The following is a 23909-nucleotide window of genomic DNA, read 5'->3' as shown; positions in this document are numbered from 1 at the left end:
TGCGGGACGGGGGCGGCGCGATCAGGGACGCACGACGCGCAGGCCGCCCGTCCAGCCGGTGCCGTCGGCGACCCGCACGTCACCGGGGGAGCGGCCGCCGCGGGCGAACTCGGCCCACGCGGCTCGCAGGTCACGGCCCGCCGCGACGAGGTCGGCGGCGCCGTCCGGCCCGATGACCGGAGCCGCGGCCCAGCGCTCGGCCCGCGGGAACAGCAGCCCGAGCTCGACGGCGTGCGTGGCGCCGAGCGGGTTGCCGACGACGCGTGCCGTGACCTCGGCGGCGGCCACCGTGCCGCCCGCCGCCACCATGTCGCGGGCGAACCGTCGCGCCGCGGTGCGGAACAGCACGTCGGTGACCTTGCGCGTCGCGAGGCCGAACAACGCCTTGCCGACCAGCGGCCTGTCGAGCAGCGCGCGGCCCTTCGGGTCGAGGTGGACGAACGCGCTGCCGTCCTGCGACGTCCACGTGACGAGCAGGTCGACGTCCGGTGCGCGACGGCGCCAGGCCCCGAGGAACCCGGCTTCCGGCGGCAGCGGGGCGTGGCCGCACGCGGGGGCGAACGGCATGCCCGCGCGGTCGTTGATCCCCTTGACCGCCTCGGCGGCGCGGACCTGCGCGTCCAGAACCTCCGCCACCGGCCCGGTGCGCGGCAGGTCCCCGGCGGTCCGGGACAGCAGGGCGCGGACCTCGTCGCGCCCGCCGCGCAGGCCGAGCGGCGCGCTCTGCAGGATCGCCCGCCGGAACAGGCCGTCGGCGCCGTCGGCACCGAGGACGTGCGCCAGCAGGTCCGCGCCGGCGGACTGGCCGAACACCGTCACCCGGTCGGGGTCGCCCCCGAACGCGGCGACGTGATCGCGCACCCAGCCCAGCGCGGCGAGGACGTCGAGGAGCCCGAGGTTCAGGGGGAGGGGGATCCGGTCCGGGACACTCGTGGCGCCCCCGTCGTCGACCGCGTCGTCCCCCAGGAATCCCAGCGCGCCGAGCCGGTACGTGACGGCGACGACGACGACCTGCTGCTCGCGCACGAGGGCCGCGGGGTCGTAGCCGGGCAGGTCGCCCGCGCCCGAGACGTAGGCGCCGCCGTGCACCCAGACCATGACGGGGAGGGCGTCCCCGCTGCCGGTGCCCGCGGGTCGGGTGACGGTGAGCCGCAGGCAGTCCTCCGTGAACCGCACGTCGCGCAGCTGGGGGCCGTAGATCTCGTCGGCGGCGGACGGCGGCTGGGGGCAGGCGACGACGACGTGCTGGAGCTCGGCGCTCTCGTCCGGGTCGGGCGGCAGCGGTTCCGGGGGCGCGAAGCGGTCGGCGCGGGCGTACCGGATGTTGCGGAGGCGCTCGACGCCGTCGTCGACGAGCGCGGGGAAGCCGCCGAGCGCGGTCGTGGCGCGGGTCGGGCGGCCGCTCGGGCCGGACTCGGCAGGGGCGGTGAGGCGTTCGCTCATCGGTCGTCCTCCTTGACGGTGGCCGCAGCCTAGCAAACCGACCGGGCGGTACGTCAGGTGCGGCTCGTCGCGTCGTCGAGCGTGGCCCGACGACCGCGTCGTCGCTGGTCACGATCGGCTTGCGATCGGCGCCCGAGCGTTGACGTCCCGAAGTGCGAGGTGCTGATATATGACGGCTCATACGACATTTCGGAGGACGACGTGACACAGCAGGACCGGGCTGCGACGAGCGGCTCGCCGCGACAGGTGCGCTACCGAGGGCGGCACCTGCCCATGGTGGCCGTCGTCATCGCGGCGACGATCGCCACCGCGCTGGCCTACAGCGGCATGGTCCTGTTCGGCCTCGAGGTCGCGCACATGACCCCGATCGAGGCCTACGGCATGGCGGGCTTCCTCGAGGTCAGCCTCGTGGCGGTCGCGCTCATGGCGCGCAACGCCGCGCTCGAGGGGCGCCCGTACGGGGTCCTGCTCACGCTGACCTGGGTGCTGTCGGGCACCTCGGGCGTGTTCGCGGCGCTGCACGAGGTCGCGGTGCCGACCGAGAGCACCCCGTACATGGTGGTGTTCCGCTTCGTCCCGCCGCTGGTCGCCGCGCTCATGTGGCACCTCGCCCTCGTCGGCGAACGGCACATGGTCACGGGGCACACGCTCGACGAGCGCCGCCGCGAGAGCCGCGTGCACCAGTACGTCACCGCGCTGGAGCAGTGGCGGGACGCCCGCGTCGACTCCAGCGGCAGCGCCGCCGACCTGCGCAAGGTGCGGGCCGCCCACCAGCGTCAGCGTGCCGCGCGCGACGGGGCGCTCAAGCTGCTCACGGTCGAGGACTTCGAACGCCGCATGCAGGTGTGGGTCGAGCGGCTGGAGGCGGCCGAGCGGCACGGCAACCGCCTCGACCTCATCGGCGCCAGCTCGGTCAAGCGCGGCACCGCACGCGGGCCGCTGACCGGCGCCGACGCCGCGGCCGCCGCGCGTCAGGCGGCACCCGTCCCGGTCGCCGAGGCCCGCGAGCTGCCCGCGCTCGTGCGGGAGTCGGCGCAGGACGCCGGGGCCACCCGCCCCGCCGTCGTCGCGCCGTCGACGCCCGCCCCGTCGCCGGCCCGCGCGGACGACGACGAGGACCAGCCGTACGTGCCGGAGACGGCGTTCGAGGAGCTGGAGTTCGGTGCGAGCGTCCGGAAGGCGTTCGGCACCCGAGACTCCCTGCCCTGGGACCAGCCGGCACCCGCGGACGCCTCCGCGCCCGCCGTCGAGCCGCCGACCGCCACCGGCCACACCCGCCGCGTCGAGGTGTTCGACCTCGTGCAGCGCGGTGCCGCCGCGGAGCAGGCCGAGGCCGCCGTCGCCTCCCCCGGCTCCGCCCAGAACGACGGGGACCCAGGCGACGAGGACCCGACCGCCGAGCGCGACCGCCGCATCGTCGAGCTCGCCCGCCAGGGCCTCACGCAGCGCGAGATCGCCGAGCAGGTGTCCGCGTCCAAGTCCGTCGTCAGCCGCGTCGTGCGCCGCTACAGGGACCAGCAGCCCGCGGGCGGCTCGGACCGCGAGCTCGTCGACGCCTGACACGCGGGGCGGCCACGCCGCCCAGCCCGCAAGCCGCCGAGCGTCTCTGAAAGTTGGGCGAGGACCGTCGTTGCCCGACCTTCAGAGACGCTCGGCGCGTACGAGGGGGTCAGGCGCGGGCGAAGGTACCCGCGAACGCGGTCCAGGACTCCGGTGCGAGGCGGACGGTCGTCGCACCGGCGCTGGTACCGGTGACGGCCCCGGCGGCGTCGAGCACGGACCAGCAGGCGTCGGCCACCTTGGTGGCGTGCTCCGGGCCGTGCACGGCCTGCTCGTGGTCGGCGACCATCTGCCAGCCCTCGGTCAGTGCGAGCGAAGCGCCGACGTGCGCGAGGTCGACCTCGACGGCCCGGTCGCTGCGGTTGGTGAGGAACAGGCCGAGCGAGCCGTCGTCGTCCACGGTGGCGGCGGCGGTGACGACGGGGGCCTCCCCGTGCCGGGCGGTGGAGTACACCGGAGCGTCGACGCGCACGTCGAGCGCGGTGCCGCGGGCCAGCCGGGCCGTCGTGGCGAAGGGGTGGAACGTCGGCTGGCGCCATGCCTCACCGCCGGGCTCGGTCATGATCGGCGCGATGACGTTGACGAGCTGGGCGAGCGCGGCGACGGGGACGCGGTCGGCGTGGTTGAGCAGGGTCACCAGGAGGTCGCCGACGACGACGGCGTCGAGGCCGGAGTAGACGTCCTCGATGATGCGCGGGGCGTCCCGGCCGATCGGCAGGTTGCCCTCGCCGGGGAACCGGGTCTCGAGGTACCAGACGTTCCACTCGTCGAAGCTGATGGTGATCTTCTTGTCCGAGCGGCGCTCGGCCCCGACGGCGTCGGCGGACGCGACGACGCGGTCGATGAACCGGTCCATCGCGGTGCCGGAGGCGAGGAACGAGCCGCGGTCGCCGTCGTGCTCCTCGTAGTAGGCGTGCATGGAGACGTGGTCGACCAGGTCGTACGTGTACGACAGGACGGTGCGCTCCCACTCGCCGAAGGTCGGCATCTGCATGGACGAGGAGCCGCAGACGACCAGCGAGATCGAGGGATCGACGAGCTTCATGGCCTTGCCGGCCTCGGCGGCGAGCTTGCCGTACTCGTGGGCGTCCTTGTGGCCGATCTGCCACGGGCCGTCCATCTCGTTGCCCAGGCACCACAGCGTCACGCCGTAGGGCTCCTCCCGGCCGTTCGCGATGCGCAGGTCGGCCCACCGGGTGCCGGCCTCGCCGTTGCAGTACTCGACCAGGGCGGCGGCGGCCGCGACGCCACGGGTGCCGAGGTTGACGGCCATCATCGGCTCGACGCCCTCGCGCTCGGCCCACTGCAGGAACTCGTCGGTGCCGACCAGGTTGGGCTCGACGGTGCGCCAGGCGAGGTCGAGGAACGGCTCGCGCTGCTCGACGGGGCCGACGGCGTCCTCCCACACGTAGTTGGAGACGAAGTTCCCCCCGGGGTAGCGCACCATCGACACACCCAGCTCGCGGGTGAGGTCGGCGACGTCGCGCCGGAAGCCGTGGGCGTCGGCGGTGTCGTGGCCGGGCTCGTAGATGCCGGTGTAGACGGCGCGGCCGAGGTGCTCGACGAACGAGCCGAAGAGGCGCCGGTCGACGGTGCCGCGGCGGAAGTCGGGGTGGAGGGTGATGCGGGCGTCAGCCATGGTTCTCGGTGTTCCTCTGCGAACGGAGCGGATGTACCGCCATTGGTTACAACGATGTAGAGTCAATCACGACAGGCCGTCTGCGCACCACCCGGCACCGCTGCCCTACGCTGTGCAGACCGACAGGAGGATCGTCACGTGGCAGTGACCATGCACGACGTCGCGCAGCGCGCCGGCGTCTCCATCAAGACCGTCTCGAACGTCGTCAACGGCTACGCGCACATCCGGCCCGAGACGCGGGCCCGTGTGCAGGCCGCGATCGAGGAGCTCGGGTACCGGCTCAACACGACCGCCCGGAACCTGCGGACCCGGCGCACCGACATGATCACCCTCGCGGTGCCGGAGCTGTCGCTGCCGTACTTCGCCGAGCTCGCCGACCGGGTGATCCGTGCCGCCGAGGAGCAGGGCCTCAACGTCCTCATCGAGCAGACGAGCGGGTCGCGCGAGCGGGAGATCGACGTCCTCACCGGGCGTCGTCGGCACCTCACCGACGGGGTGATCTTCTCGCCGCTCGAGCTGGGCCAGGAGGACGTCGGCCTGTTCGAGGTCGACTTCCCCCTCGTCGTGCTCGGTGAGCGCGTCTTCGACGCCCCGGCCGACCACGTGACGATGAACAACGTCGCCGGCGCCAAGGCGGCCACGCTGCACCTCGCCGCGATGGGCCGCCGCCGCATCGCCGTCATCGGCGCGCACGAGGGGGAGGAGCAGGGCTCCGCCGCGCTGCGCACCGAGGGCTACCGCCAGGGCCTGGCCGAGGCCGGGCTGCCCTACGACCCGGCGCTCGTCGGCGAGGCGGGCCTGTGGCACCGCTCCACGGGCTCCGAGACGATGGGCGCCATGCTCGACGCGGGCGTCGAGGTCGACGCCGTGTTCGCCCTCAACGACGCGATGGCGCTGGGTGCGCTGCACGCGCTGCACGCCCGCGACCTCGACGTCCCCGGCGACGTGGCGCTCATCGGCTTCGACGACGTCGACGACGTGCGCTACTCGGTGCCCTCCGTCAGCTCGGTCGACCCGGGCAGCGCGCAGATCGCCCGGACGGCGGTCGACCTGCTCGTGGAGCGCATCTCCGGCGGTTCCGGGCGGACCTTCCGCCGGGTCGTGCCGACCTCCCGGATCGTCGGCCGGGAGTCCACGGGCTGCGTCGCTGCCGGTGCCCCGTCCCGTGTCGTGGGCGAGCAGGCCGGCGGGGTGGAGGAGATCGTCGTCGGCGGCGAGGCTCGGACCGCCTGACGGAGAGCTCGACGGAGCCCGCGCACCTCTCTCGGTGCGCGGGCTCCGTCGTGCCCGGGTGGTGCTGGTGGTTTTGCAAGCCTTGCAGTAACGTTGCGGACTGCATCGACATGATGCTCCCGCAGGAGGCGGCCCACAGGTCGCAGCACCGCCCCGGCACCGACGCCGGGAGCGACGCACCGGGCCCGACGACGGGCCCCGACGAAGGAGCAGAGCAATGCCGCTCGCACATCGATCACGCACCGCACGACCCCGTTCCCGGGCCGCCCGCCGTCCCGTCCGGCTCCTCGCCGCGCTGGCCGCCCTGGGCGTCGCCGGCGCCGGGCTGCTGGCCGGCGGGCCCGCCGGCGCCACGACGCCCGTCCCGAGCCCCGTCGTGGACTCGCCGAACGGTCGCGGCAACGTCATCGCGAACCTCTTCCAGTGGACCTGGGACTCGGTGGCCGCCGAGTGCACGTCCAGCCTCGGGCCCGCCGGGTACGGCTACGTCCAGGTCTCCCCGCCGCAGGAGCACGTCCGCGGCACGGCCTGGTGGACCTCGTACCAGCCCGTCAGCTACCGCGTCGAGTCCAAGCTCGGCACCCGCGCCGAGTTCGCGCACATGGTGGAGACCTGCCGCACGGCGGGTGTGGGGGTCGTCGTCGACGCGGTGGTCAACCACACCACCGGCGCGGACCAGGGTTCCGGCACCGGCGTGGCCGGGAGCCCGTTCGGCGTCGACTCGTTCCCCGGCACCTACTCCGCGGCGGACTTCAACGACTGCCGCACCTCGATCTCGAACTACGGCGACCGCTACCAGGTGCAGAACTGCCGCCTGCTGTCGCTGCAGGACCTGCGCACCGGGTCGGCCTCCGTCCGGGACCGGATCGCGGCCTACCTGAACGACCTGATCGGCCTCGGGGTGGCGGGCTTCCGCATCGACGCGGCCAAGCACGTCCCGGCGGCGGACCTGGAGGCTATCCGGTCGCGGCTCTCGGACCCGGACGTCTTCTGGGTGCACGAGGTCATCGGCGCGGCCGGTGAGCCGATCCGCCCGTCGGAGTACCTCGGCAGCGGCGACTCGCACGAGTTCGACTACGCCCGCGAGCTGCGGTCCCGGTTCGACGGAGCGATCGCCGGGCTGCGGACCATCGGCGACGGCAAGCTGCCGTCCGCGGACGCCGGGGTGTTCGTCGACAACCACGACACCGAGCGCAACGGCGAGACGATGAACTACCGGTGGGGCGCCAAGTACCTGCTGGCCAACACGTTCCTGCTGTCGTGGCCGTACGGCTCGCCGACGGTCTACTCGGGCTACGCGTGGACCGACAAGGACGCCGGTGCCCCGGGCGCCACCCAGACCTCCGTGCCGGACGCGTCCTGCGGGTCGTCCGCCTGGACGTGCACCCACGACGCCACCGAGGTGCGCGGCATGGTCGGGTTCCACAACGCCGTCGAGGGCACGGCCGTGACGAGCTGGTGGGACGACGGGGGCAACCACATCGGCTACGGCCGCGGCGACGTCGGCTACGTGACGATCAACAACACGGCCTCGGCCGTGACCCGCACCTACGCGACCTCGCTGCCGGCGGGCACGTACTGCGACGTCGTCGCCTCCGACGACTGCTCCACCACCTACACCGTCTCGGCGTCGGGCACGTTCACGGCGACGGTCCCGGCCTACGGCGCCCTCGCCCTGCTCGCGGCCGACGGGAACGACGGCGACGACGGCGACGGCGGCGAGGAGGCGACGGGGGAGACCTCCGTGGCAGTCCGTGCGACGACGGTCTGGGGCCAGGACGTGCGGCTCGTGGGCTCCCTGCCGGAGCTCGGGTCGTGGTCGCCGCAGCACGGGGTGCGCCTGGGCGCCGGCTCCTACCCGGTCTGGACGGCGACGGTCGACCTGCCCGCCGGGGCGTCCTTCGAGTACAAGTTCGTCAAGGTCGACGGCTCGGGGGCCGTCGTCTGGGAGAACGGGTCGAACCGGACCGCGACCGTGGCGCCGGACGGCACCCTCGTCCTGGACGACACCTGGCGGTGAGACCACGCCGGGCGGGGGGCCTGCGGGCGTCCCGCCCGGCGGGCTCCCCGCTCAGCGGGCGTCGGTGTCGATCCGGTCCAGCCGCTCGGACACCAGGCGGCCCGTCGCCCACAGCACGAACGCCGCACCGACCAGCACGGCCGCCAGCGGCAGGAAGGTCCAGGCGACCCACAGGACCACGAGCACCATGAGCACGGCGACGGACACCGCGGGGCCGAGCAGCGGGCTGAGCAGCAGGAACCGCCAGGTCTCGACGAAGGAACGGTCGTACCGCAGCACCACGCGCGGCCAGTAGGCCAGCATCACGCCCGACCAGGCGACGACCACGACCAGCCCCCGAGGAGCGCCGAGGCGGAGGGGCCCTCGAGCAGCCGCACCGCGACGCCGTCGAACCACAGCAGCACGGCGATCACCCAGAACGGCGCGAACAGCAGGTTGGTGCGCCCGAACCCGTCGCGCCAGGTGCGCCAGAACGTGCGCCACGGCGTCGGCTCGTCGGTCATCCGCGCGGTCACCGCGCCGCCCGCGCGCAGCGCCGGGCCGAGCCCGGCGACCACCCCGCCGGCGAGGGTGCCGAGGACCACCATGACCTGCACCTCGACGAGCAGCGTGGCCCAGCGCAGGGCCAGCATGACGCCGCCCGCCCAGCCCGGCACCTCGGCGTCGGCGACGCGCTCGCGCGCCGTCTCGCGCGGGTCCTGCGGACGGTCCATCGTCATGCTCCTTCGTCCACCCTGGTGGCCAGCACGACGCGGCCGGTCGCGTCCAGCGCCGTCAGGACCAGGGTGGCACGCCCGCGCACGGCGTCCCAGCCGGGGTGGACGACGGCGCTGACCTCCGCGCCGTCGGGGGCCCGCCAGCCGAAGCGGCCGCGCCCGTGGGAGCGGACCTCGTCGCGGGGCTCGAGCACGCCGGTCGTCGTGGTGCGGACGTGCGTCGGGTCCGCTCCGGGCTCCCAGCTCTCCCACCGGCCGTCGAGGACGGCGGGGTCGGACGGCCAGGCGTCCTCGTCGTCGGTCTCCCGCGCGGCGCCCGCCCACGGCTGCGGGCTGACCAGCGGCCACCCGTCGTGGGTCCACACGAGGCGGCGGACCTGCAGGCGGTGCCGGGCGGGTGCGTCGGCGTCGCGCACGTGGTGCACGAACGTCTGGCGCCGGCCGCCGTCCGGGAGGTCCTCGGTCAGCACCGACCCGTGGCCGGGCGCGAGGACCCCGGGACCGCCGTCGTGGCGGTGCCCAGACAGCACGGGCACCCCGACGGACCACGGCGCGGCGTCCGTGTCCGTCATGAGCCGCCCGGTCCGGTCGCGGTACGGCCCGGTCACGGCGTCGGCGACCGCCGCCCGGACGTGGTAGCTCGACGCCAGCGAGTCGTAGGAGACGAGCAGCGCCCAGCCGCCGCCTGGGCGGGGCAGGACGAAGGCGCCCTCGACGGCGCCGTTGTCGACCGCGGGGGAGCGGCGCGCGAGGAGCACGCCGGGGTGGTCGGTGAGGGCACCTGGCGCGGCGGAGGCGGCAGCCCGCTCGGCGACCAGCCCGGTGACGGGGTCCAGGGGGAGCGCGTGGATCCCCCCGAAGAACGAGCCGTAGACCAGCCACTGCGCGTCGTCGTCGTCGACGACGGCTGCGTCGATGGCGTTGGGGTGGCCCGTCCCCTCCGGCGGCTCGTGGTGCCGGGACGAGACGACGAGCCCGGCGTCCGTCCACGGACCCGCCGGGTGCGGGGCCGTCGCCAGCCCGATCGCCGAGCGGCGGGACCCGAACGACGACGCGGAGTAGTACATGCGCCAGCCGCCGTCGGGGGAGCGGACCACCTCGGGGGCCCACAGGCCCTCCGCCGACGCCCACGCGGCCGCGGCGGGCGGGACGCCGGGCAGCGCCCAGCCGGTCAGCTCCCACGTCACGAGGTCGGTCGAGCGGCGCACCTGGACGCCGGCGCGCACGGGGCCGTCGTACCGGGCGTCGGTGGAGAAGCACCAGTAGACGCCGTCATCGTCGCGCGCGACGGTCGGGTCGTGCGCGTGGCGCCCGCCCCACGACGTCGTGTCGGGTGCGTCGGGTGCTGCGGTCGGGGGGATCACGGGCGCGGTGGCGCCCGGCCCGCCGCCGGTGGGGCCGGCGGCGGGCTCGCGGAGCTCGGTCATGTCAGCCCTTGGACCCGGTCAGCGCGATCGACTCGATGATCTGCCGCTGGAACACGAGGAAGACGGCGAGGATCGGCAGCAGCGAGACGAACGACGCCGCCATGATCAGCGGGTAGTCGCGCTGCGTCGCGTACTGGACGTTCATGTTCGCGATGACGACCTGCAGCGTCTGCTTCTCCGGCGTGTTCAGGTACAGGATCGGCGCCAGGTAGTCGTTCCAGACCGCCATGAACCACAGGATGAACTGCGCGGCCACGGCGGGGCGGATGATCGGCATGATCATGCGCCAGAAGATCTGCCAGTACGAGGCGCCGTCGATCTTCGCGGCCTCGATGAGGGAGTTCGGCACCGACTCGAGGTACTGGCGCAGGAAGAAGATCATGACGATGTTGCCGAAGATCGCCGGGACGATCAGGGGCAGCAGGGTGTCCACCCAGCCGAGCCGGGCGAACATCACGAACTGCGGGATCATGATCGTCGGGAACGGGATCATGATGCCGGACAGCAGGCCGATGAAGATGGCGTTGCGGTACGGCAGCCGCATCTTCGCCAGCGAGAACGCGGCGAGCGAGCAGGTGAACGTGCCGATGATCGTCACCGTGAACGCGACGATCGCGGAGTTCCGGAAGCCGGACAGGACGTAGGAGTCCTGCCACATCCGCACGTAGGTGTCCCACTGGGGCACCTCGGGGATCCACACCGGGGGCAGGGCGAAGACCTCGAGCTGGGTCTTCAGGGAGGTGGAGATCATCCACAGCAGCGGGGCGATCATGAAGATCGCGCCGGCCGCGAGGACGATCCAGACGATGACGTCGGTGATGCGCGAGCGCGTCGTGCGGCTCAGGTCCTTGGTTCGCATGATGTCTTCCTGGCCTCAGTCGATGACGAAGCTGCTGCGCTTGTTCAGACGGAACTGGATGAGCGTGATGAGGAGGATCAGGACCCCCAGCACGATCGCCATGGCGGTCGCGTAGCCCATCTGCTGGTACTTGAAGGCCTGCTGCCAGATGTGGAACACCGTGGAGGCCGTCGAGTACTCGGGCCCGCCCGTCGGCGTCATGATCTGGATCTCGGTGAAGATCATGGCCCCGGCGATGATGTTGGTGACCACCAGGAAGAACGTCACGGGCTGCACCATCGGCAGGGTGATCGCCCGGAACCGCTGCCAGGCGCCGGCGCCGTCGAGCGACGCGGCCTCGTACAACGACCGGGGGACCGACTGGATGGCCGCCAGGTACAGCAGCATCGAGTACCCGAGGCCCTTCCAGACCGCCATCATGATGATGGCCGGCTTGGACCAGGTGGCGTCCGCGAGCCAGTTCGGGCCCTCGATGCCGAAGAACGCCAGGAACTGGTTCACGAGCCCGAAGTCGCCGTTGTAGGCCCACTGCCAGAGGATCGCGATGGCGGCCAGCGAGCTGATCACGGGGATGTAGTAGATGGTGCGGAACGCGGCACGCCCGACGAGCCGGCGGTTCATCGCCAGGGCCAGCGCGAGCGACAGCGCCAGCCCGATCGGGATGCCGAGCATGTAGAAGAACGTGTTGTAGAGCGACAGGTGGAACCGTTCGTCGCTCAGGAGCGCGACGTAGTTGTCGAGCCCCACGAACTGCATCGCCCCGAGGCCGTTCCAGCGGGTGAACGACGCGACGAGGGCGTACCCCGTCGGGTACAGGACGAACAGGAGGTACCCGATGACGGGCGCGGCGACGAACAGCAGCGCCCAGCGACGCTCGATCCGGTGCAGCTTGGTCGAGCCCCCGTCCTGCGGGGCCGGCGTGCGCCGGGCCGCCTTCTTGCGGGCGGCCGTCCCCAGTCCGACCGCGGCGGGAGTGGTGGCGGAGGTCATCGAAGACTCCTTCGTCCAGGTGGTACGGGGCCGGGGTGCGGCGGCCTTCGCCAGGCCGCACCCCGGCCGGTCTCGGTGGCGTCAGCCGTTGTTCTGCGCGGCGGCGGCCTCGGCCTGCGCGTTCGACTCGTCGAGGAGCGCCTGCATGCGCGGCTGGACCTCGGCGAGGTACTCCGCGGCGGGCTGGTCGCCGTCGACGACGGGCTGGATGTTCACCCAGAGCTCGTCGTACCACTGCGCACCGTAGGTGAACGCGGCCGGCATGGCGCGGCCGTAGTCCTCGACGATGTCCAGGTACTCCTGGCGGTTGGCCGGCTGCGCGTCGGGCGCGGACGCCCACTCCTGCGCGGTGTCGATCCGGTTCGGGATCTGGATGTTGGCGTCGACCAGCGTCTGCTGCGCCTCCTCGTCCGCGGACAGGTAGGTCACCAGCTTCACGGCCTCGTCGGGCATGTCGGTGGTGGTGGACACGCCGATGCCGAGCGAGCCGACCCAGGTCGCGGTCTCACCGGTGGAGCCCACCGGCCAGGGGATGACGTCGTAGTCGAAGTCGAGCTCGTTGTAGACGCTCAGGTCCCACGGCGCGACGGGGAAGAAGCCGATCTCGCCCGCCATGAACCGCTGGTAGGTGTCCATGGTCTGCGCCTGCTCGGGGTTCGGCGTCACCGCGTGCTCGGTGGTGAGGTCCGTGAAGAACTGCAGCGCCTCGGCGAACTCCGGGGTGTCGACCGTGACCTGCGTCCTGTCCTCGTTGGTCCAGTCACCGCCGTTGCTCCACACGAACGACTGGAGGTTCCACTGGACGTTGAGCCCGGTGCCCCACTGGTCGATCTCGCCGTCGCCGTCGGTGTCCTTCGTGAGCTCGGTGAGGATCGGCAGCCACTCGTCCCAGGTCAGGGGCTCGTCGGCGTCGGGCAGCTCGATCCCCGCCTCCTCGAGCATGGTCTTGTTGTAGCCGAAGCCGAACGGTCCGACGTCCTTGGGCAGGCCGTAGAGGCGGCCCTCGGAGGTCCCCTGGAGGGTGCCGTCGTAGCGGTAGGAGTTCACGCCGAACTCCCAGATGTTCTCGAGGTCGACGTCCTGCTCGGCCACCTGGTCGGTGATGTCCATGAGGATGCCGTTGTTGACGTAAGACTGGAGGTTGGCCTGCTCGATGTAGAACACGTCGGGCACGGTGTTGCCGGCGATGGCGGCCTGGAGCTTGGTGGCGTACTGGTCGGCGTCCGTGACGATGACCTCCACCTCGACGCCGGTCTCCTCGGTGAAGCGGTCGATGGCGGCCTGGTAGGCGGCCTTCTCGTCCTCACCGCCGCGGAACATGAAGGTGAGACCTTCGGACTCGTCGCCACCGCCGGCGCCGGAGCTGCAGGCAGCGGTGCTGGCGATGACGAGACCGGCGACGACACCGGCCATCAGGCGTGACTTCTTCATCACGAGGTCCTCTCGGGGTTGGAGCCTGGCGCACCTCGCGTGGGCTTCGACGCCTGCGGGCCGCTTTACATCGATGGAAGCCCACCGACAGGTGAGAGATTCGCACGCTTCGAGGCCATCGGTCAAGTGGCGTGGGTCACGGATGTACAACGATGCAGAGAAGGTTGACCCCGGGTCGCGCGCCGGAGAGGATGGTCCGGTTACATCGATGTACTCACGAAACGGACGAGCAATGCAGCCGCACCGCGCGAACACCCCGCCCCAGGGATGGAACTCCTGGGACAGCTACGGCACCACCGTCACCGAGGCCGAGGTGCTCGCCAACGCGCGCTTCATGGCCGAGCACATGGCCGACACCGGCTGGGACACGGTCGTCGTCGACGCCCAGTGGTTCGAGCCGACCGCCCGGGCGCACGGGTACAACGACGACGCCCCGCTGCTGTTCGACGGGCACGGGTTCCTCCAGCCCGTCCCCGCCCGCTTCCCCTCGGCGGCCGACGGCTCGGGCCTCACCGGGCTGGCCACCGCCGTCCACGACCTCGGCCTCCGGCTCGGCCTCCACCTCATGCGGGGCATCGCCCGGCGCGCGGTCGCCGCCGCGCTGCCCGTGCCCGGCACCCCGTGGACGACCGCCGACATCGCCGACACCACCAGCACCTGCACCTGGAACGGCGACAACTACGGTCTCGACCACAGCCACCCGGGCGCCCAGGTGTGGCTCGACGCGATGATCGACCACGTCGTCGGCTGGGGCGTCGACTTCCTCAAGGTCGACGACATGCTCGCCCCGTACCACGCCGACGCCGTCGAGGCCCTCGCGCTGGCCGTGCGCCGCGCCGAGGCCAAGCACGGCCGGCCGGTGACGATCTCCCTGTCGCCCGGCACGCACCTGTCCCTGGCCCGGCTCGACCACCTGCGGGCCCACGCGGACATGTGGCGCGTCTCCGACGACCTCTGGGACCGCTGGGAGGACGTCGTCGACCAGCTCGGCCGCGCCGCGCGGTGGGCCCCGCACGCCGGGTCCGCCGGCTGGCCCGACGCCGACATGCTGCCCCTCGGGCGGATCGGCCTGCGCGCGGAGCGCGGCGAGCCGCGCGACGCGCTGCTCGGCACCGACGAGCGGCGCACGCTGCTGACGCTGTGGTGCCTGGCCCGCTCGCCCCTCATGATGGGCGGCGACCTGCCCACGACCGACGCCGCCACCGTCGCCGACCTCACCCACCGGGGTCTGATCGACGTGCTGCACCGCTCCGCCGGCGGCCGCGAGCTGCTGCGCGAGGGCGACACCGTCGTCTGGGCGGCGGGCACGCCCGACGGCACCGTCCGGTGGGTCGCCCTGTTCAACACCGCCGACGAGGCCCGGCGCGTCGCGGTCCCCGCCGGCGCCGCCGGGCTCATCGGGCACCCCGACACGCTCGTCGACGTCTGGTCCGACGAGAAGGTCGTGACCCTGCCCGCCACGGCGGCGAGCGGCCACGACGTCGTCCTCGACCTCGAGGTGCCCGCGCACGGCGTGCGGCTGCTGCGCCACGAGACCCACGCCATGGACCTGTCGTGACGACCGCGCCCGACGCGTCGGCCGCCGTCGCGGCCGGGACCGGGCGGCCCGGACCCGTCGCCCCACCCGCCCCGTCCGCCCGGCGTCGCAGGCGTCGCGCGGTCGCCGTGGTGTCCGTGGCGGTCGCCGTGCTGCTCGCCGCGGCGGGCGCGACCCTCGCGGTCCTGCGGCCCTGGGAGGCCGCTCCCGAGGCGCTCGCCCTGGACGGTGACCTCGCCACCCACGACCCGGCGCTCGTCGTCGGCGACGAGGGCGAACCCTGGTTCGTCTACTCCACCGGCGACCCGGCCCGCGGGCTCGGCGCGCCGATGGTCCACCGCTCCGACGACGACGGCGCCACCTGGGAGCGGGTCGGCCCCGCCTGGGAGGCAGCCGACGACCCGCAGTGGGTGCGCGAGACCATCGACGGCGTGGAGCACTTCTGGGCTCCCGAGCTCGTGGAGCACGACGGCGCCTGGTACCTGTACTACTCCGCGTCGACGTTCGGCTCGAACACCTCCGCGATCGGGCTGGCGACCAGCCCGACGCTCGACCCGGCGGACCCGGGCTACGGCTGGACCCACCAGGGCCCGGTGTGGCGGTCGCAGGCGGGGGAGACCTTCTACAACGCCATCGACCCGGGCGTCGTGACGGACGCCGCGGGCGACCCGTGGCTGTTCTTCGGCTCGTTCTGGGGCGGCATCCAGGTGCTGCCGCTGCAGTGGCCCGACGGTCTGCCCGCCGACGGCGCCGAGCCCGTCATGGTCGCCACCCGTGCGGGCGTCCCGGAGAACCAGATCGAGGCGCCGTACGTGGCCGAGCACGACGGCTGGTACTACCTGTTCGTCTCGTGGGGGAAGTGCTGCTCCGGCGTCGACTCGACCTACGAGATCCGGGTCGGGCGCTCGCAGGACGTCACCGGTCCGTTCCTCGACGCCGACGGCAAGGACATGGCGCTCGGCGGCGGGACGCCCCTGCTCGCGAGCGAGGGTGCCGTGATCGGCCCCGGCGGGCAGTCGCTGTCCCGCGGACACCTGGCCAACCACTTCTACGACGGCGACGACGGCGGGATGTTCCGCCTGTCGATCCAGGACCTCGGCTGGACGCGCGACGGGTGGCCCGTGGCCACGACGGAGGTGCCGGCGTCCTGACGGCCGGTACGGTGGGGCGTCGCCGCAGGAGGTCACGTGGTCCCCGCCCCGCAGTCCCCGCCCCGCAGTACCCGCCGCTCGTCGCCGCCTACGAGCCGCCCGTCGTCATGACCGTCGCCGCCGACGGTGACGCGACCCCGGGGGAAGCGCTATGACCTGGTTGATCGCGGCGGCCGTCATCGTGCTGGTGATCGTGCTGGTGAACGTCGTGATGCGCGGGCAGGCGCGCCGTCTCCACGACCGGGTGCGGGGAGCGGCCGGGCTGGGAGACCCGCCGGGCGCACGTGGTGCCGGCGTTGGGCCCCGCCCTCGAGCAGGCCGGGCTGTGGCGGCCCGAGCTGCGCAACCTCGCGGGCTCCGACCTGGTGCTCACCGCCGGGGCGGACCGGGTCGAGCTGTGGTGCCCGCCGGGGCGTGCACCGGTCCTGGCGTGGGCGTGGGACGAGGTCTCGGCCGTCGTCGTCGGCAGCACCACGTGGGAGTTCACGCAGGTGCCCGCCGTCGTCCTGCAGTCACGGCACGGTGTGTCGGTGCCTGTGGTCCTGGCGTCGGGGTCGAGCCGCCACGGCTGGGCGGACGCCGCTGCGACGGAGGCGTTCGTCGCCGACCTCCGCCGCCTGCGCGACGAGGGTGCCGCCTGACCCACCGGACCGGTCGACGCGCCCACGGTCCGCGCCGGGGGTGCCGGGACGTCCGGCGTACCCGTGCCCCGACACCGGACGATCGGTTAGGATCGCCGTGTCGCGACTGGCGTACAGGTGGATCACCACCGGGGAGCGACGCGCTGTGTGACGACGGGTCGTTCGCCTGGGCCTGGTCCTCGATCAAGCACCACCTGTGAACATCGCTCGCCCACGAGCGACACCACGATCGACCACCGCCGACACAGCATGGAGACGCCCGATGAGCACTCCCGACCCCACGTTCGACGCGCCGCTCGCCGAGATCGACCCCGAGATCGCGGCCGTCCTCGACGGTGAGCTGGCCCGCCAGCGCGACACCCTCGAGATGATCGCCTCCGAGAACTTCGTGCCCCGCGCCGTCCTGCAGGCCCAGGGCTCGGTCCTCACCAACAAGTACGCCGAGGGCTACCCCGGCCGCCGCTACTACGGCGGCTGCGAGCAGGTCGACGTCGCGGAGAACCTCGCGATCGCGCGCGCCCAGGAGCTGTTCGGCGCCGAGTACGCGAACGTTCAGCCGCACTCCGGCGCCCAGGCCAACGCGGCCGTGCTGCACGCCCTCATCAACGCGGGCGACAAGATCCTCGGCCTGGAGCTGGCCCACGGCGGCCACCTCACGCACGGCATGAAGATCAACTTCTCCGGCAAGCTGTACGACGTCGGCGCCTACGGCGTGGACCCGGTCTCGCACCGTATCGAGATGGACGAGGTCCGCAAGAAGGCCCTCGAGCACCGGCCCGACGTCCTCATCGCGGGCTGGTCCGCGTACCCCCGCCACCTCGACTTCGCGGCGTTCCGCGAGATCGCGGACGAGGTCGGCGCCAAGCTGTGGGTCGACATGGCGCACTTCGCGGGCCTCGTGGCCGCCGGCCTGCACCCGTCCCCGGTGCCGCACGCCGACGTCGTGTCCTCCACCGTGCACAAGACCATCGGCGGCCCCCGCTCCGGCTTCATCCTTGCCAAGGAGGAGTACGCCAAGAAGATCAACTCGGCCGTGTTCCCGGGTCAGCAGGGCGGCCCGCTCATGCACGTCATCGCCGGCAAGGCGGTCGCGTTCAAGATCGCCGCGGGCGAGGCGTTCAAGGAGCGTCAGGAGCGCACCCTGCGCGGCGCGCAGATCATCGCCGAGCGGCTCGGCCACGCCGACGTCGCGGACACCGGCGTCTCCGTCCTCACCGGCGGCACCGACGTGCACCTCGTGCTCGTCGACCTGCGGAACTCGGCGATGGACGGCCAGCAGGCGGAGGACCTCCTGCACTCGGTCGGCATCACCGTGAACCGCAACGCGGTGCCGTTCGACCCGCGCCCGCCGCGCGTCACGTCCGGCCTGCGCATCGGCACCCCGGCGCTCGCCACCCGCGGGTTCGGCGACGCCGAGTTCACCGAGGTCGCCGACATCATCGCCGCCGCGCTGCGGGACGGCGCCTCCGCCGACGCCGACGCGCTGCGCGCCCGCGTCGCGAAGCTCACCGCCGACTTCCCGCTCTACCCGGGCCTGGCCCAGTGACGGCGCAGGTCCTCGACGGCAAGGCCACCGCCGCCGTCATCAAGGGTGAGCTGCGCGAGCGGGTCGCGGTGCTGCGCGAGCACGGCGTGGTGCCCGGCCTCGGCACGCTGCTGGTCGGTGAGGACCCGGGCTCGCAGTGGTACGTCGCGGGCAAGCACCGCGACTGCGCCGAGGTCGGGATCGAGTCGATCCGGGAGGACCTCCCGGGCGACGCCACGCAGGAGGAGATCGAGGCGGCCGTGCGCCGCCTCAACGACGACCCGGCCTGCACCGGGTTCATCGTGCAGCTCCCGCTGCCGCGGGGCATCGACACGAACCGCGTGCTCGAGCTCGTCGACCCCGCCAAGGACGCCGACGGCCTGCACCCGACCAACCTGGGCCGGCTCGTGCTGCGCGTCAACGAGGAGATCGACTCCCCGCTGCCCTGCACGCCCCGCGGGATCATCGACCTCATGCTGCGGCACGACGTCGACCTGCGCGGCAAGGAGGTCGTGGTGCTGGGTCGCGGTGTCACCGTGGGCCGTCCCATCGGCCTGCTGCTGACGCGGCGGGCCGTCAACGCCACGGTGACGCTGACGCACACCGGGACCCGCGACCTGCCGGAGCTCGTGCGCCGCGCGGACGTGGTGGTCGCCGGTGCCGGGGTGAAGAACCTCGTCACCGCCGACATGGTGAAGCCGGGAGCCGTGCTCATCGACGTCGGCGTCTCCCGGGAGACGGACCCGGAGACCGGGAAGTCCCGCGTCGTGGGGGACATCGACCCCGCCGCGCGCGAGGTCGCGTCCTGGTACTCGCCGAACCCGGGCGGCGTCGGGCCGATGACCCGCGCCATGCTGCTCGCGAACGTCGTCGAGACCGCCGAGCGGGCCGCGGGGATCGCCGCCGCCTGACCCGGGCTGCCCGGTCCGACCTGAGGGCCCGCGTCCGGTCGACGAGCGTGCCGGCTCGACACCTCACGAACGGTGGTGAGGTGTCGAGCCGGCACGCTCGATGCGTCGGTGTCTGCGGGTGGGGCGGCGGTCAGGAGCAGCCCAGCTCGGCGTTCAGGCCGTCGGCCGCCGTGCGGACCCCGGTCGCCTCCTCCTGGAGCGACGCGCGGGCCTCCGACAGCGTGTCGTCGTCCGGGACGTCGCCGAGCGCGGACTCCAGCCCGTCCCAGGCGTCCTCGAGCTCCGACGTGCGGTCCGCCGCGACGTCCTCGGCGGCGTCCTCCAGGTCGGAGTACGCGTCGCCCACGGCGTCGCGGGCGTCCTGGACCTCCCCGACGGTGGGTGTCTCCGAGGAGAGCACCGCCACCAGGTCGTCGACGGCCGCCGTGTAGGCGGTCCAGCTCGAGCAGGCGTCGGCGCTGTTCTCCTCCGGGGTGTCGCTGCTGCACGCGGTCAGTGCGCCTGCCGCCAGCACGGCGACGGCGAACGAGGTCCACCGGCGGGTCTGTCGCATCGTCATCTGCTCCTCGGGTCGGGCGGACGTCGTGCCCGCACCCCTGATCCTGCGTCGCGGTGGCCGGCACCGCACCTGCTGCCGGCACCCGGGCGATGAGTTCGCCCTCGCGTCACCGTCCCGACTCCTGGGACCCCGGCCCGCGGGGTCGTGAAGGAGGAGACATGGTCACCGTCCGACCGCACCTGTGGTTCGCCGACGACAACGCCCACGAGGCGGCCGCGTTCTACGCCGAGCACGTGCCAGGGTCCAGCGTGGAGAAGGTGCTCGTCGCCCCCGACGGCGTGCCGGGAGCGACCGAGGGCTCGCCCTTCATCGTCGAGTTCACCGTCTGCGGGATCGACGTCGTCGGCCTCAACGCCGGGTCCTCGCTGCGCCTCGACGAGGCGTTCAGCTTCTACCTGCTGTGCGACGGGCAGGACGAGGTCGACCACTACTGGGAGCTGTTCACCGCCGACGGCGGCGAGCCCGGCCCGTGCGGCTGGTGCAAGGACCGCTTCGGCGTGAGCTGGCAGGTCGTCCCGCAGCAGCTCGAGGAGCTCTGCGGGGACTACACGACGCCCGCCAACCGCCGCGCCATGCAGGCCATGCTGCAGATGACGAAGATCGACGTCGCCGCGCTGGAGGCCGCCTACCGCGGCGACTGATCGAGGGTCGCGGCGGGCCGTCGTCGGACGGGCGTGACCTGCGCCGCTGACGATGTGGGCGCCGTGTGGTGGGATGTCCGGCGTGCTGACCGTCGCCACCGCCAACGTCAACGGGATCCGAGCCGCCGTCCGTCGCGGCATGGACACCTGGACCGCCCACCGAGCCCCCGACGTCCTGCTGCTCCAGGAGGTCCGCGCCCCCGACGAGGTCGTGGCCGCCCAGTTCGACGGGTGGCACGTCGCGCACCTGCCGTGCGCGATCAAGGGTCGCGCGGGGGTGGCGGTCGTGTCCCGGCTGCCGATCACCGCCTCGCGCGCAGGCCTGCCGGGCGCGGACGGGACCGAACCCGACGTGGACACCGGCCGCTGGCTCGAGGCCGACCTCGCGCTGCCGGACGGCGGTCGCCTCACCGTCGTGTCCGCCTACCTGCACTCCGGGTCGGCGAAGCCGGGCCAGGAGCACACGATGGCCGCCAAGTACGCGCACCTCGACAAGGTGTCCGCCCGGCTCGACGAGCTCGTCCGCGACGACGCGCCCGTGGTCGTCGCGGGGGACGTCAACATCGCCCACCGCGAGGTCGACATCGCGAACTGGAAGGGCAACGTGAAGAACGCCGGCTTCCTGCCGACGGAGCGCGCCTACGTCGACCGCTGGCTCGACGCGGGGTGGACGGACCTCGGTCGCGCCCACGGCGGCGAGGGTCCCGGCCCCTACACCTGGTGGACCTGGCGTGGCCAGGCGTTCGACAACGACAAGGGCTGGCGCATCGACTACCAGCTCGCCAACCCGGTGCTCGCGGACCGCGCCGTCAAGGTCGAGGTGGACCGGGCCGCGACGTACGAGGCGCGGTGGAGCGACCACGCCCCGCTGCTGGCCACCTACGACCTCTGACGGGCGGCGAGATGAACGTGTGATGCACGAGACCGGGTGAGTTCACCCGATGTTCACCTGGACGCCGGGTCCGGGTCATCGACGCCTGGTCGACTCGGTCGCGATGACGTGCTGCGGCCACCGACCGGTGGCTGTCACCGACCCACCCGGGAGCCTTGATGACCGACGTCCTGCCGAAGGCGTCCGTGACCACCACGACCGCGCCGGCGCCCGTCCCGACGCCGTCCGGACCGGCACCTGTCGGTCTGCTGTCGCGGTTCGGCCTGTCGGATCGCGCGCAGCGCACCGCCGGGTGGCTCGGCGTGGCCGTCGGCGTCTACGTCCTGATCACCGCGGTCGAGCTCATCGGGTCGGGCTTCGCCGCCGCCACGGGGGACTCCGCGGAGCAGCTCTTCGCGTTCGCGTCCAACCCGTTCGTCGCCCTCATGGTCGGCGTGCTGTTCACCGCGCTCGTGCAGTCGAGCTCGACGACGACGTCGGTCACGGTCGGCCTCGTCGCGGGCGGGCTGCCCATCTCGATCGCGATCCCGCTGCTCATGGGCGCCAACATCGGCACCACGCTCACCAACACGCTCGTCAGCCTCGGCGCGGCCCGGGACCGCGAGGCGTTCCGCCGGGCGTTCTCCGCGGCGACCGTCCACGACTTCTTCAACCTGGTCGCCGTGGCCATCTTCCTGCCGCTGGAGCTGATGTTCGGGCTGCTGGAGAGGACGTCCGGCTGGCTCGCGGGCACGGTGTCCGGGACGGACGGCGGGTTCGTCGCGACGCTGTTCGGCGCCGTCGGGTCGGTCGTCGACGCCGTCACGGAGCCGCTGGCGAACCTCCTCGAGGGCGCCACGTCGGCCCTGCCCGGTGTGTGGCACGGCATCGGGATGATCCTGCTCGGGATCGGCCTCATCCTGCTGGTCATCAACTGGCTGGGCCGCCTGCTCAAGGCGCTGCTCGTCGGGCGGGCGGCCGAGGTGCTGCACCGGTCCGTCGGGCGTGGTCCCGTGAGCGGCCTCGTCAGCGGTGCCGCGGTGACGATGATGGTGCAGTCGTCGTCGACGACGACGAGCCTCATGATCCCGCTGGCCGGGTCGGGCACGTTCTCGCTGCGTCAGATCTACCCGTTCACCGTGGGGGCCAACATCGGCACCACCGTGACCGCGCTCATCGCGGCGTTCGCGTTCACCGGCGCGGACGCCACCCTCGCCCTCCAGGCCGCGTTCGTGCACATGCTGTTCAACATCTTCGCGGCCGCCGTCGTCTTCGGCCTGCCGCTGCTGCGGGACATCCCGCTGCGCGGGGCGACGTGGCTCGGCAACCTCGCCGCGACCCACAAGGCCTGGGCCGCCGCGTGGGTGCTGGGCGTCTTCATCGGCATCCCGCTCGCGCTCATCGCGGTCACCGCGGCCCTCTGACCCGCGGCGACGGCCGGTCACCGAGGTCCTGGTGACCGGCCGTCGTCGTCCCTGTGCCCTCAGCCGGCGGGCTGCGACGGCGGGGAGAGCAGGAAGCCGGGGGCGGTGAGCCTCGCGTCGGCGAACGCGCCGTCCACGGCCGCCACGACGGCGTCGACGTCCGCGGCGCGCACGAGGGCGATGGCGGAACCGCCGAACCCGCCGCCCGTCATCCGGGCGCCGAGCGCGCCGTGGGCCCGGGCGACGTCGACGACCAGGTCGAGCTCCCGTGCGGACACCTCGTAGTCGTCGCGCAGCGAGTCGTGCGAGGCGTTCATCAGCGGGCCGACCTCGGCGAGCCGGCCGCCCTGCACCAGCTCGGCGAACTCGGCGGTGCGGGCGATCTCCGTGACGACGTGCCGCACGCGGGCCTGCAGCATGGCGCCGTCCTCGGCGTCGGCCAGCCGGGCCATCGTGGCGTCGAGGTCCGCCGGGTCGATCGCCCGCAGGTTCTCGACGCCGAGCAGCGCGGCGGCCCGCTCGCAGGCGGCACGGCGGGCCGCGTACTGACCGTCGACGAGCGCGTGCTCGGCCCGGGTGTCCACGACGAGCAGGGTGAGACCGGCGGGCACCAGGTCGAACGGGACGCGGCGGCCGGACTCCAGGGCGGACAGGCCCGGTCGGCAGTCCAGCAGCAGGGCGTGCCCGGCCGAGCAGCGCAGCGACGCCGCCTGGTCCATGCCGCCGGTGGGCGCCCCGGCGATCTCGTTCTCGGCGCGCACGCACGCCGCGGTCAGCTCGGCGCGACCGGCGTCGTCGGCGCCGAGACCGAGGTCGTGGACGGAGTCCAGGGCGACCGCGACAGCGCACTCCAGCGCCGCCGACGACGACAGGCCGGCACCGAACGGCACGCACGAGTCGACGACGGCGTCGAACCCGGTGACGGTGTGCCCGGCCTCGCGCAGCGCCCAGGCGACGCCGGCGACGTACGCGCCCCAGCCCGTCGTCGCGCCGGGCCCCACCTCGCCGAGCGTGGTCTCCCACGTCGTGCCGGGGGCCTGTGCGGAGGCGAGGCGGACGACGTCGTCGGTGCGGGAGCGCAGCGCGACGTACGTGCGGTGGGGGAGCGCCACGGGCAGGGCGAGCCCGGCGTTGTAGTCCGTGTGCTCGCCGATGAGGTTCACGCGGCCGGGAGCCGACCACACGCCGTCGGGGTCGCCGTCGGCGCCGAAGGCCTCGGCGAAGAGGGTGCGGACGCGGGCGGCGCCGTCGTCGGCGGTCCAGGAGTCGAGCCACTGGGGAGACGTCATGGCCCCCAGTATCGCCGACCTGTGACCGCTCTCGGCCCACCG

Annotated in this window: 21 protein-coding genes and 1 riboswitch; of the genes, 11 read left to right on the top strand and 10 right to left on the bottom strand. The window is 73.2% G+C overall.

Annotation, left to right across the window (positions count from 1 at the left end; genetic code table 11):
* Positions 1-21 precede the first annotated feature (21 nt).
* Positions 22-1443 carry a carboxylesterase family protein gene (locus I598_RS07285; RefSeq protein WP_083973014.1) on the bottom strand — a complete coding sequence of 474 codons (1422 nt, stop codon included), beginning with the start codon at positions 1441-1443 and terminating at the stop codon, positions 22-24.
* Positions 1444-1644: 201 nt separating this feature from the next.
* On the opposite strand from I598_RS07285, the gene I598_RS07280 reads away from it, so the two are divergent.
* Positions 1645-3003 (top strand): helix-turn-helix domain-containing protein, encoded by a 1359-nt coding sequence (locus I598_RS07280; RefSeq protein ID WP_157557180.1) that lies wholly within the window; start codon positions 1645-1647, stop codon positions 3001-3003.
* A 109-nt stretch (positions 3004-3112) separates the two neighbouring features.
* Here I598_RS07280 and arfA read toward each other — a convergent pair whose 3' ends face one another.
* Positions 3113-4642: an arabinosylfuranosidase ArfA gene (gene arfA, locus I598_RS07275; RefSeq protein WP_068202394.1), complete on the bottom strand. Its 1530-nt coding sequence runs from the start codon at positions 4640-4642 to the stop codon at positions 3113-3115.
* A 138-nt stretch (positions 4643-4780) separates the two neighbouring features.
* Between arfA and I598_RS07270 the strand changes: the two genes are divergently transcribed.
* Together I598_RS07270 and I598_RS07265 are read left to right on the top strand one after the other, a co-directional pair.
* Positions 4781-5875 (top strand): LacI family DNA-binding transcriptional regulator, encoded by a 1095-nt coding sequence (locus I598_RS07270; protein WP_068202393.1) that lies wholly within the window; start codon positions 4781-4783, stop codon positions 5873-5875.
* 217 nt (positions 5876-6092) lie between these two features.
* Entirely contained in the window at positions 6093-7895 is a 1803-nt protein-coding gene (locus tag I598_RS07265; RefSeq protein ID WP_083973012.1) for a carbohydrate-binding module family 20 domain-containing protein, read from the top strand.
* Positions 7896-7946: 51 nt separating this feature from the next.
* Here the strand turns inward: I598_RS07265 and I598_RS07260 are convergent, their stop codons facing one another.
* The 6 genes from I598_RS07260 to I598_RS07235 all read right to left on the bottom strand — a co-directional run bounded on the left by I598_RS07260 (position 7947) and on the right by I598_RS07235 (position 13318).
* Complete coding sequence (locus I598_RS07260; RefSeq protein ID WP_068202392.1) at positions 7947-8222, bottom strand: hypothetical protein; 276 nt, start codon at positions 8220-8222, stop codon at positions 7947-7949.
* Positions 8198-8608 carry a YesL family protein gene (locus I598_RS07255; RefSeq protein ID WP_068202391.1) on the bottom strand — a complete coding sequence of 137 codons (411 nt, stop codon included), beginning with the start codon at positions 8606-8608 and terminating at the stop codon, positions 8198-8200. Before I598_RS07255 ends, I598_RS07260 begins: the two co-directional genes overlap by 25 nt.
* A 2-nt stretch (positions 8609-8610) precedes the next feature.
* The gene (locus I598_RS07250) at positions 8611-10038 is read right to left on the bottom strand and encodes an arabinan endo-1,5-alpha-L-arabinosidase (RefSeq protein ID WP_083973008.1); all 1428 of its coding nucleotides are present in this window, start codon (positions 10036-10038) and stop codon (positions 8611-8613) included.
* 1 nt (position 10039) lies between these two features.
* Positions 10040-10897, bottom strand: coding sequence for a carbohydrate ABC transporter permease (locus I598_RS07245; RefSeq protein ID WP_198155770.1), 858 nt, complete (start codon positions 10895-10897; stop codon positions 10040-10042).
* A 15-nt stretch (positions 10898-10912) separates the two neighbouring features.
* A complete protein-coding gene (locus I598_RS07240; RefSeq protein WP_083973006.1) occupies positions 10913-11887 on the bottom strand; it encodes a carbohydrate ABC transporter permease in 975 nt (324 codons plus the stop codon).
* A gap of 81 nt (positions 11888-11968) precedes the next feature.
* Entirely contained in the window at positions 11969-13318 is a 1350-nt protein-coding gene (locus tag I598_RS07235) for an ABC transporter substrate-binding protein (RefSeq protein WP_068202390.1), read from the bottom strand.
* A gap of 232 nt (positions 13319-13550) precedes the next feature.
* On the opposite strand from I598_RS07235, the gene I598_RS17850 reads away from it, so the two are divergent.
* From I598_RS17850 to I598_RS07210, 5 genes are all read left to right on the top strand, one after another.
* A complete protein-coding gene (locus I598_RS17850) occupies positions 13551-14876 on the top strand; it encodes a glycoside hydrolase family 27 protein (protein WP_198155769.1) in 1326 nt (441 codons plus the stop codon).
* On the top strand, positions 14873-16006 hold the full coding sequence (locus I598_RS17845; protein WP_232314292.1) for an arabinan endo-1,5-alpha-L-arabinosidase: 1134 nt from the start codon (positions 14873-14875) through the stop codon (positions 16004-16006). Before I598_RS17850 ends, I598_RS17845 begins: the two co-directional genes overlap by 4 nt.
* Positions 16007-16302: 296 nt before the next feature.
* Positions 16303-16647: a hypothetical protein gene (locus tag I598_RS07220; RefSeq protein ID WP_068202388.1), complete on the top strand. Its 345-nt coding sequence runs from the start codon at positions 16303-16305 to the stop codon at positions 16645-16647.
* 92 nt (positions 16648-16739) lie between these two features.
* A riboswitch (ZMP/ZTP riboswitch) is annotated at positions 16740-16826 on the top strand.
* A gap of 83 nt (positions 16827-16909) precedes the next feature.
* Positions 16910-18193, top strand: a complete 1284-nt coding sequence (gene glyA / locus I598_RS07215) for a serine hydroxymethyltransferase (protein ID WP_068202387.1) — start codon at positions 16910-16912, stop codon at positions 18191-18193.
* Positions 18190-19083, top strand: a complete 894-nt coding sequence (locus I598_RS07210; RefSeq protein ID WP_068202386.1) for a bifunctional methylenetetrahydrofolate dehydrogenase/methenyltetrahydrofolate cyclohydrolase — start codon at positions 18190-18192, stop codon at positions 19081-19083. The genes glyA and I598_RS07210 overlap by 4 nt, the downstream gene beginning before the upstream one ends.
* A gap of 130 nt (positions 19084-19213) precedes the next feature.
* Here the strand turns inward: I598_RS07210 and I598_RS07205 are convergent, their stop codons facing one another.
* Positions 19214-19636: a hypothetical protein gene (locus tag I598_RS07205; RefSeq protein ID WP_157557179.1), complete on the bottom strand. Its 423-nt coding sequence runs from the start codon at positions 19634-19636 to the stop codon at positions 19214-19216.
* 164 nt (positions 19637-19800) lie between these two features.
* Here I598_RS07205 and I598_RS07200 point away from each other — a divergent pair, with 164 nt between their 5' ends.
* From I598_RS07200 to I598_RS07190, 3 genes are all read left to right on the top strand, one after another.
* Entirely contained in the window at positions 19801-20283 is a 483-nt protein-coding gene (locus tag I598_RS07200; protein WP_068202384.1) for a VOC family protein, read from the top strand.
* An 82-nt stretch (positions 20284-20365) separates the two neighbouring features.
* Positions 20366-21175: an exodeoxyribonuclease III gene (locus tag I598_RS07195; protein ID WP_083973567.1), complete on the top strand. Its 810-nt coding sequence runs from the start codon at positions 20366-20368 to the stop codon at positions 21173-21175.
* Positions 21176-21333: 158 nt separating this feature from the next.
* The gene (locus tag I598_RS07190) at positions 21334-22578 is read left to right on the top strand and encodes a Na/Pi symporter (protein WP_068202382.1); all 1245 of its coding nucleotides are present in this window, start codon (positions 21334-21336) and stop codon (positions 22576-22578) included.
* A gap of 59 nt (positions 22579-22637) precedes the next feature.
* On the opposite strand, the gene galK is transcribed toward I598_RS07190, so the two are convergent.
* A complete protein-coding gene (galK, locus tag I598_RS07185) occupies positions 22638-23867 on the bottom strand; it encodes a galactokinase (RefSeq protein WP_068202381.1) in 1230 nt (409 codons plus the stop codon).
* Between the last annotated feature and the right edge of the window lie 42 nt (positions 23868-23909).

This window comes from Isoptericola dokdonensis DS-3 (assembly GCF_001636295.1).
GTDB lineage: Bacteria > Actinomycetota > Actinomycetes > Actinomycetales > Cellulomonadaceae > Isoptericola > Isoptericola dokdonensis.
This window is presented reverse-complemented; position numbering and strand designations above follow the sequence as displayed.

Bases quoted from the DNA above. Each gene is read 5' to 3' on its own strand.
- I598_RS07285 (WP_083973014.1), bottom strand. From the start codon at position 1,443: ATGAGCGAACGCCTCACCGCCCCTGCCGAGTCCGGCCCGAGCGGCCGC.
- arfA (WP_068202394.1), bottom strand. From the start codon at position 4,642: ATGGCTGACGCCCGCATCACCCTCCACCCCGACTTCCGCCGCGGCACC.
- I598_RS07265 (WP_083973012.1), top strand. From the start codon at position 6,093: ATGCCGCTCGCACATCGATCACGCACCGCACGACCCCGTTCCCGGGCC.
- I598_RS07255 (WP_068202391.1), bottom strand. From the start codon at position 8,608: ATGGACCGTCCGCAGGACCCGCGCGAGACGGCGCGCGAGCGCGTCGCC.
- I598_RS07250 (WP_083973008.1), bottom strand. From the start codon at position 10,038: ATGACCGAGCTCCGCGAGCCCGCCGCCGGCCCCACCGGCGGCGGGCCG.
- I598_RS07245 (WP_198155770.1), bottom strand. From the start codon at position 10,897: ATGCGAACCAAGGACCTGAGCCGCACGACGCGCTCGCGCATCACCGAC.
- I598_RS07240 (WP_083973006.1), bottom strand. From the start codon at position 11,887: ATGACCTCCGCCACCACTCCCGCCGCGGTCGGACTGGGGACGGCCGCC.
- I598_RS07235 (WP_068202390.1), bottom strand. From the start codon at position 13,318: ATGAAGAAGTCACGCCTGATGGCCGGTGTCGTCGCCGGTCTCGTCATC.
- I598_RS17850 (WP_198155769.1), top strand. From the start codon at position 13,551: ATGCAGCCGCACCGCGCGAACACCCCGCCCCAGGGATGGAACTCCTGG.
- glyA (WP_068202387.1), top strand. From the start codon at position 16,910: ATGAGCACTCCCGACCCCACGTTCGACGCGCCGCTCGCCGAGATCGAC.
- I598_RS07205 (WP_157557179.1), bottom strand. From the start codon at position 19,636: ATGCGACAGACCCGCCGGTGGACCTCGTTCGCCGTCGCCGTGCTGGCG.
- I598_RS07200 (WP_068202384.1), top strand. From the start codon at position 19,801: ATGGTCACCGTCCGACCGCACCTGTGGTTCGCCGACGACAACGCCCAC.
- I598_RS07190 (WP_068202382.1), top strand. From the start codon at position 21,334: ATGACCGACGTCCTGCCGAAGGCGTCCGTGACCACCACGACCGCGCCG.
- galK (WP_068202381.1), bottom strand. From the start codon at position 23,867: ATGACGTCTCCCCAGTGGCTCGACTCCTGGACCGCCGACGACGGCGCC.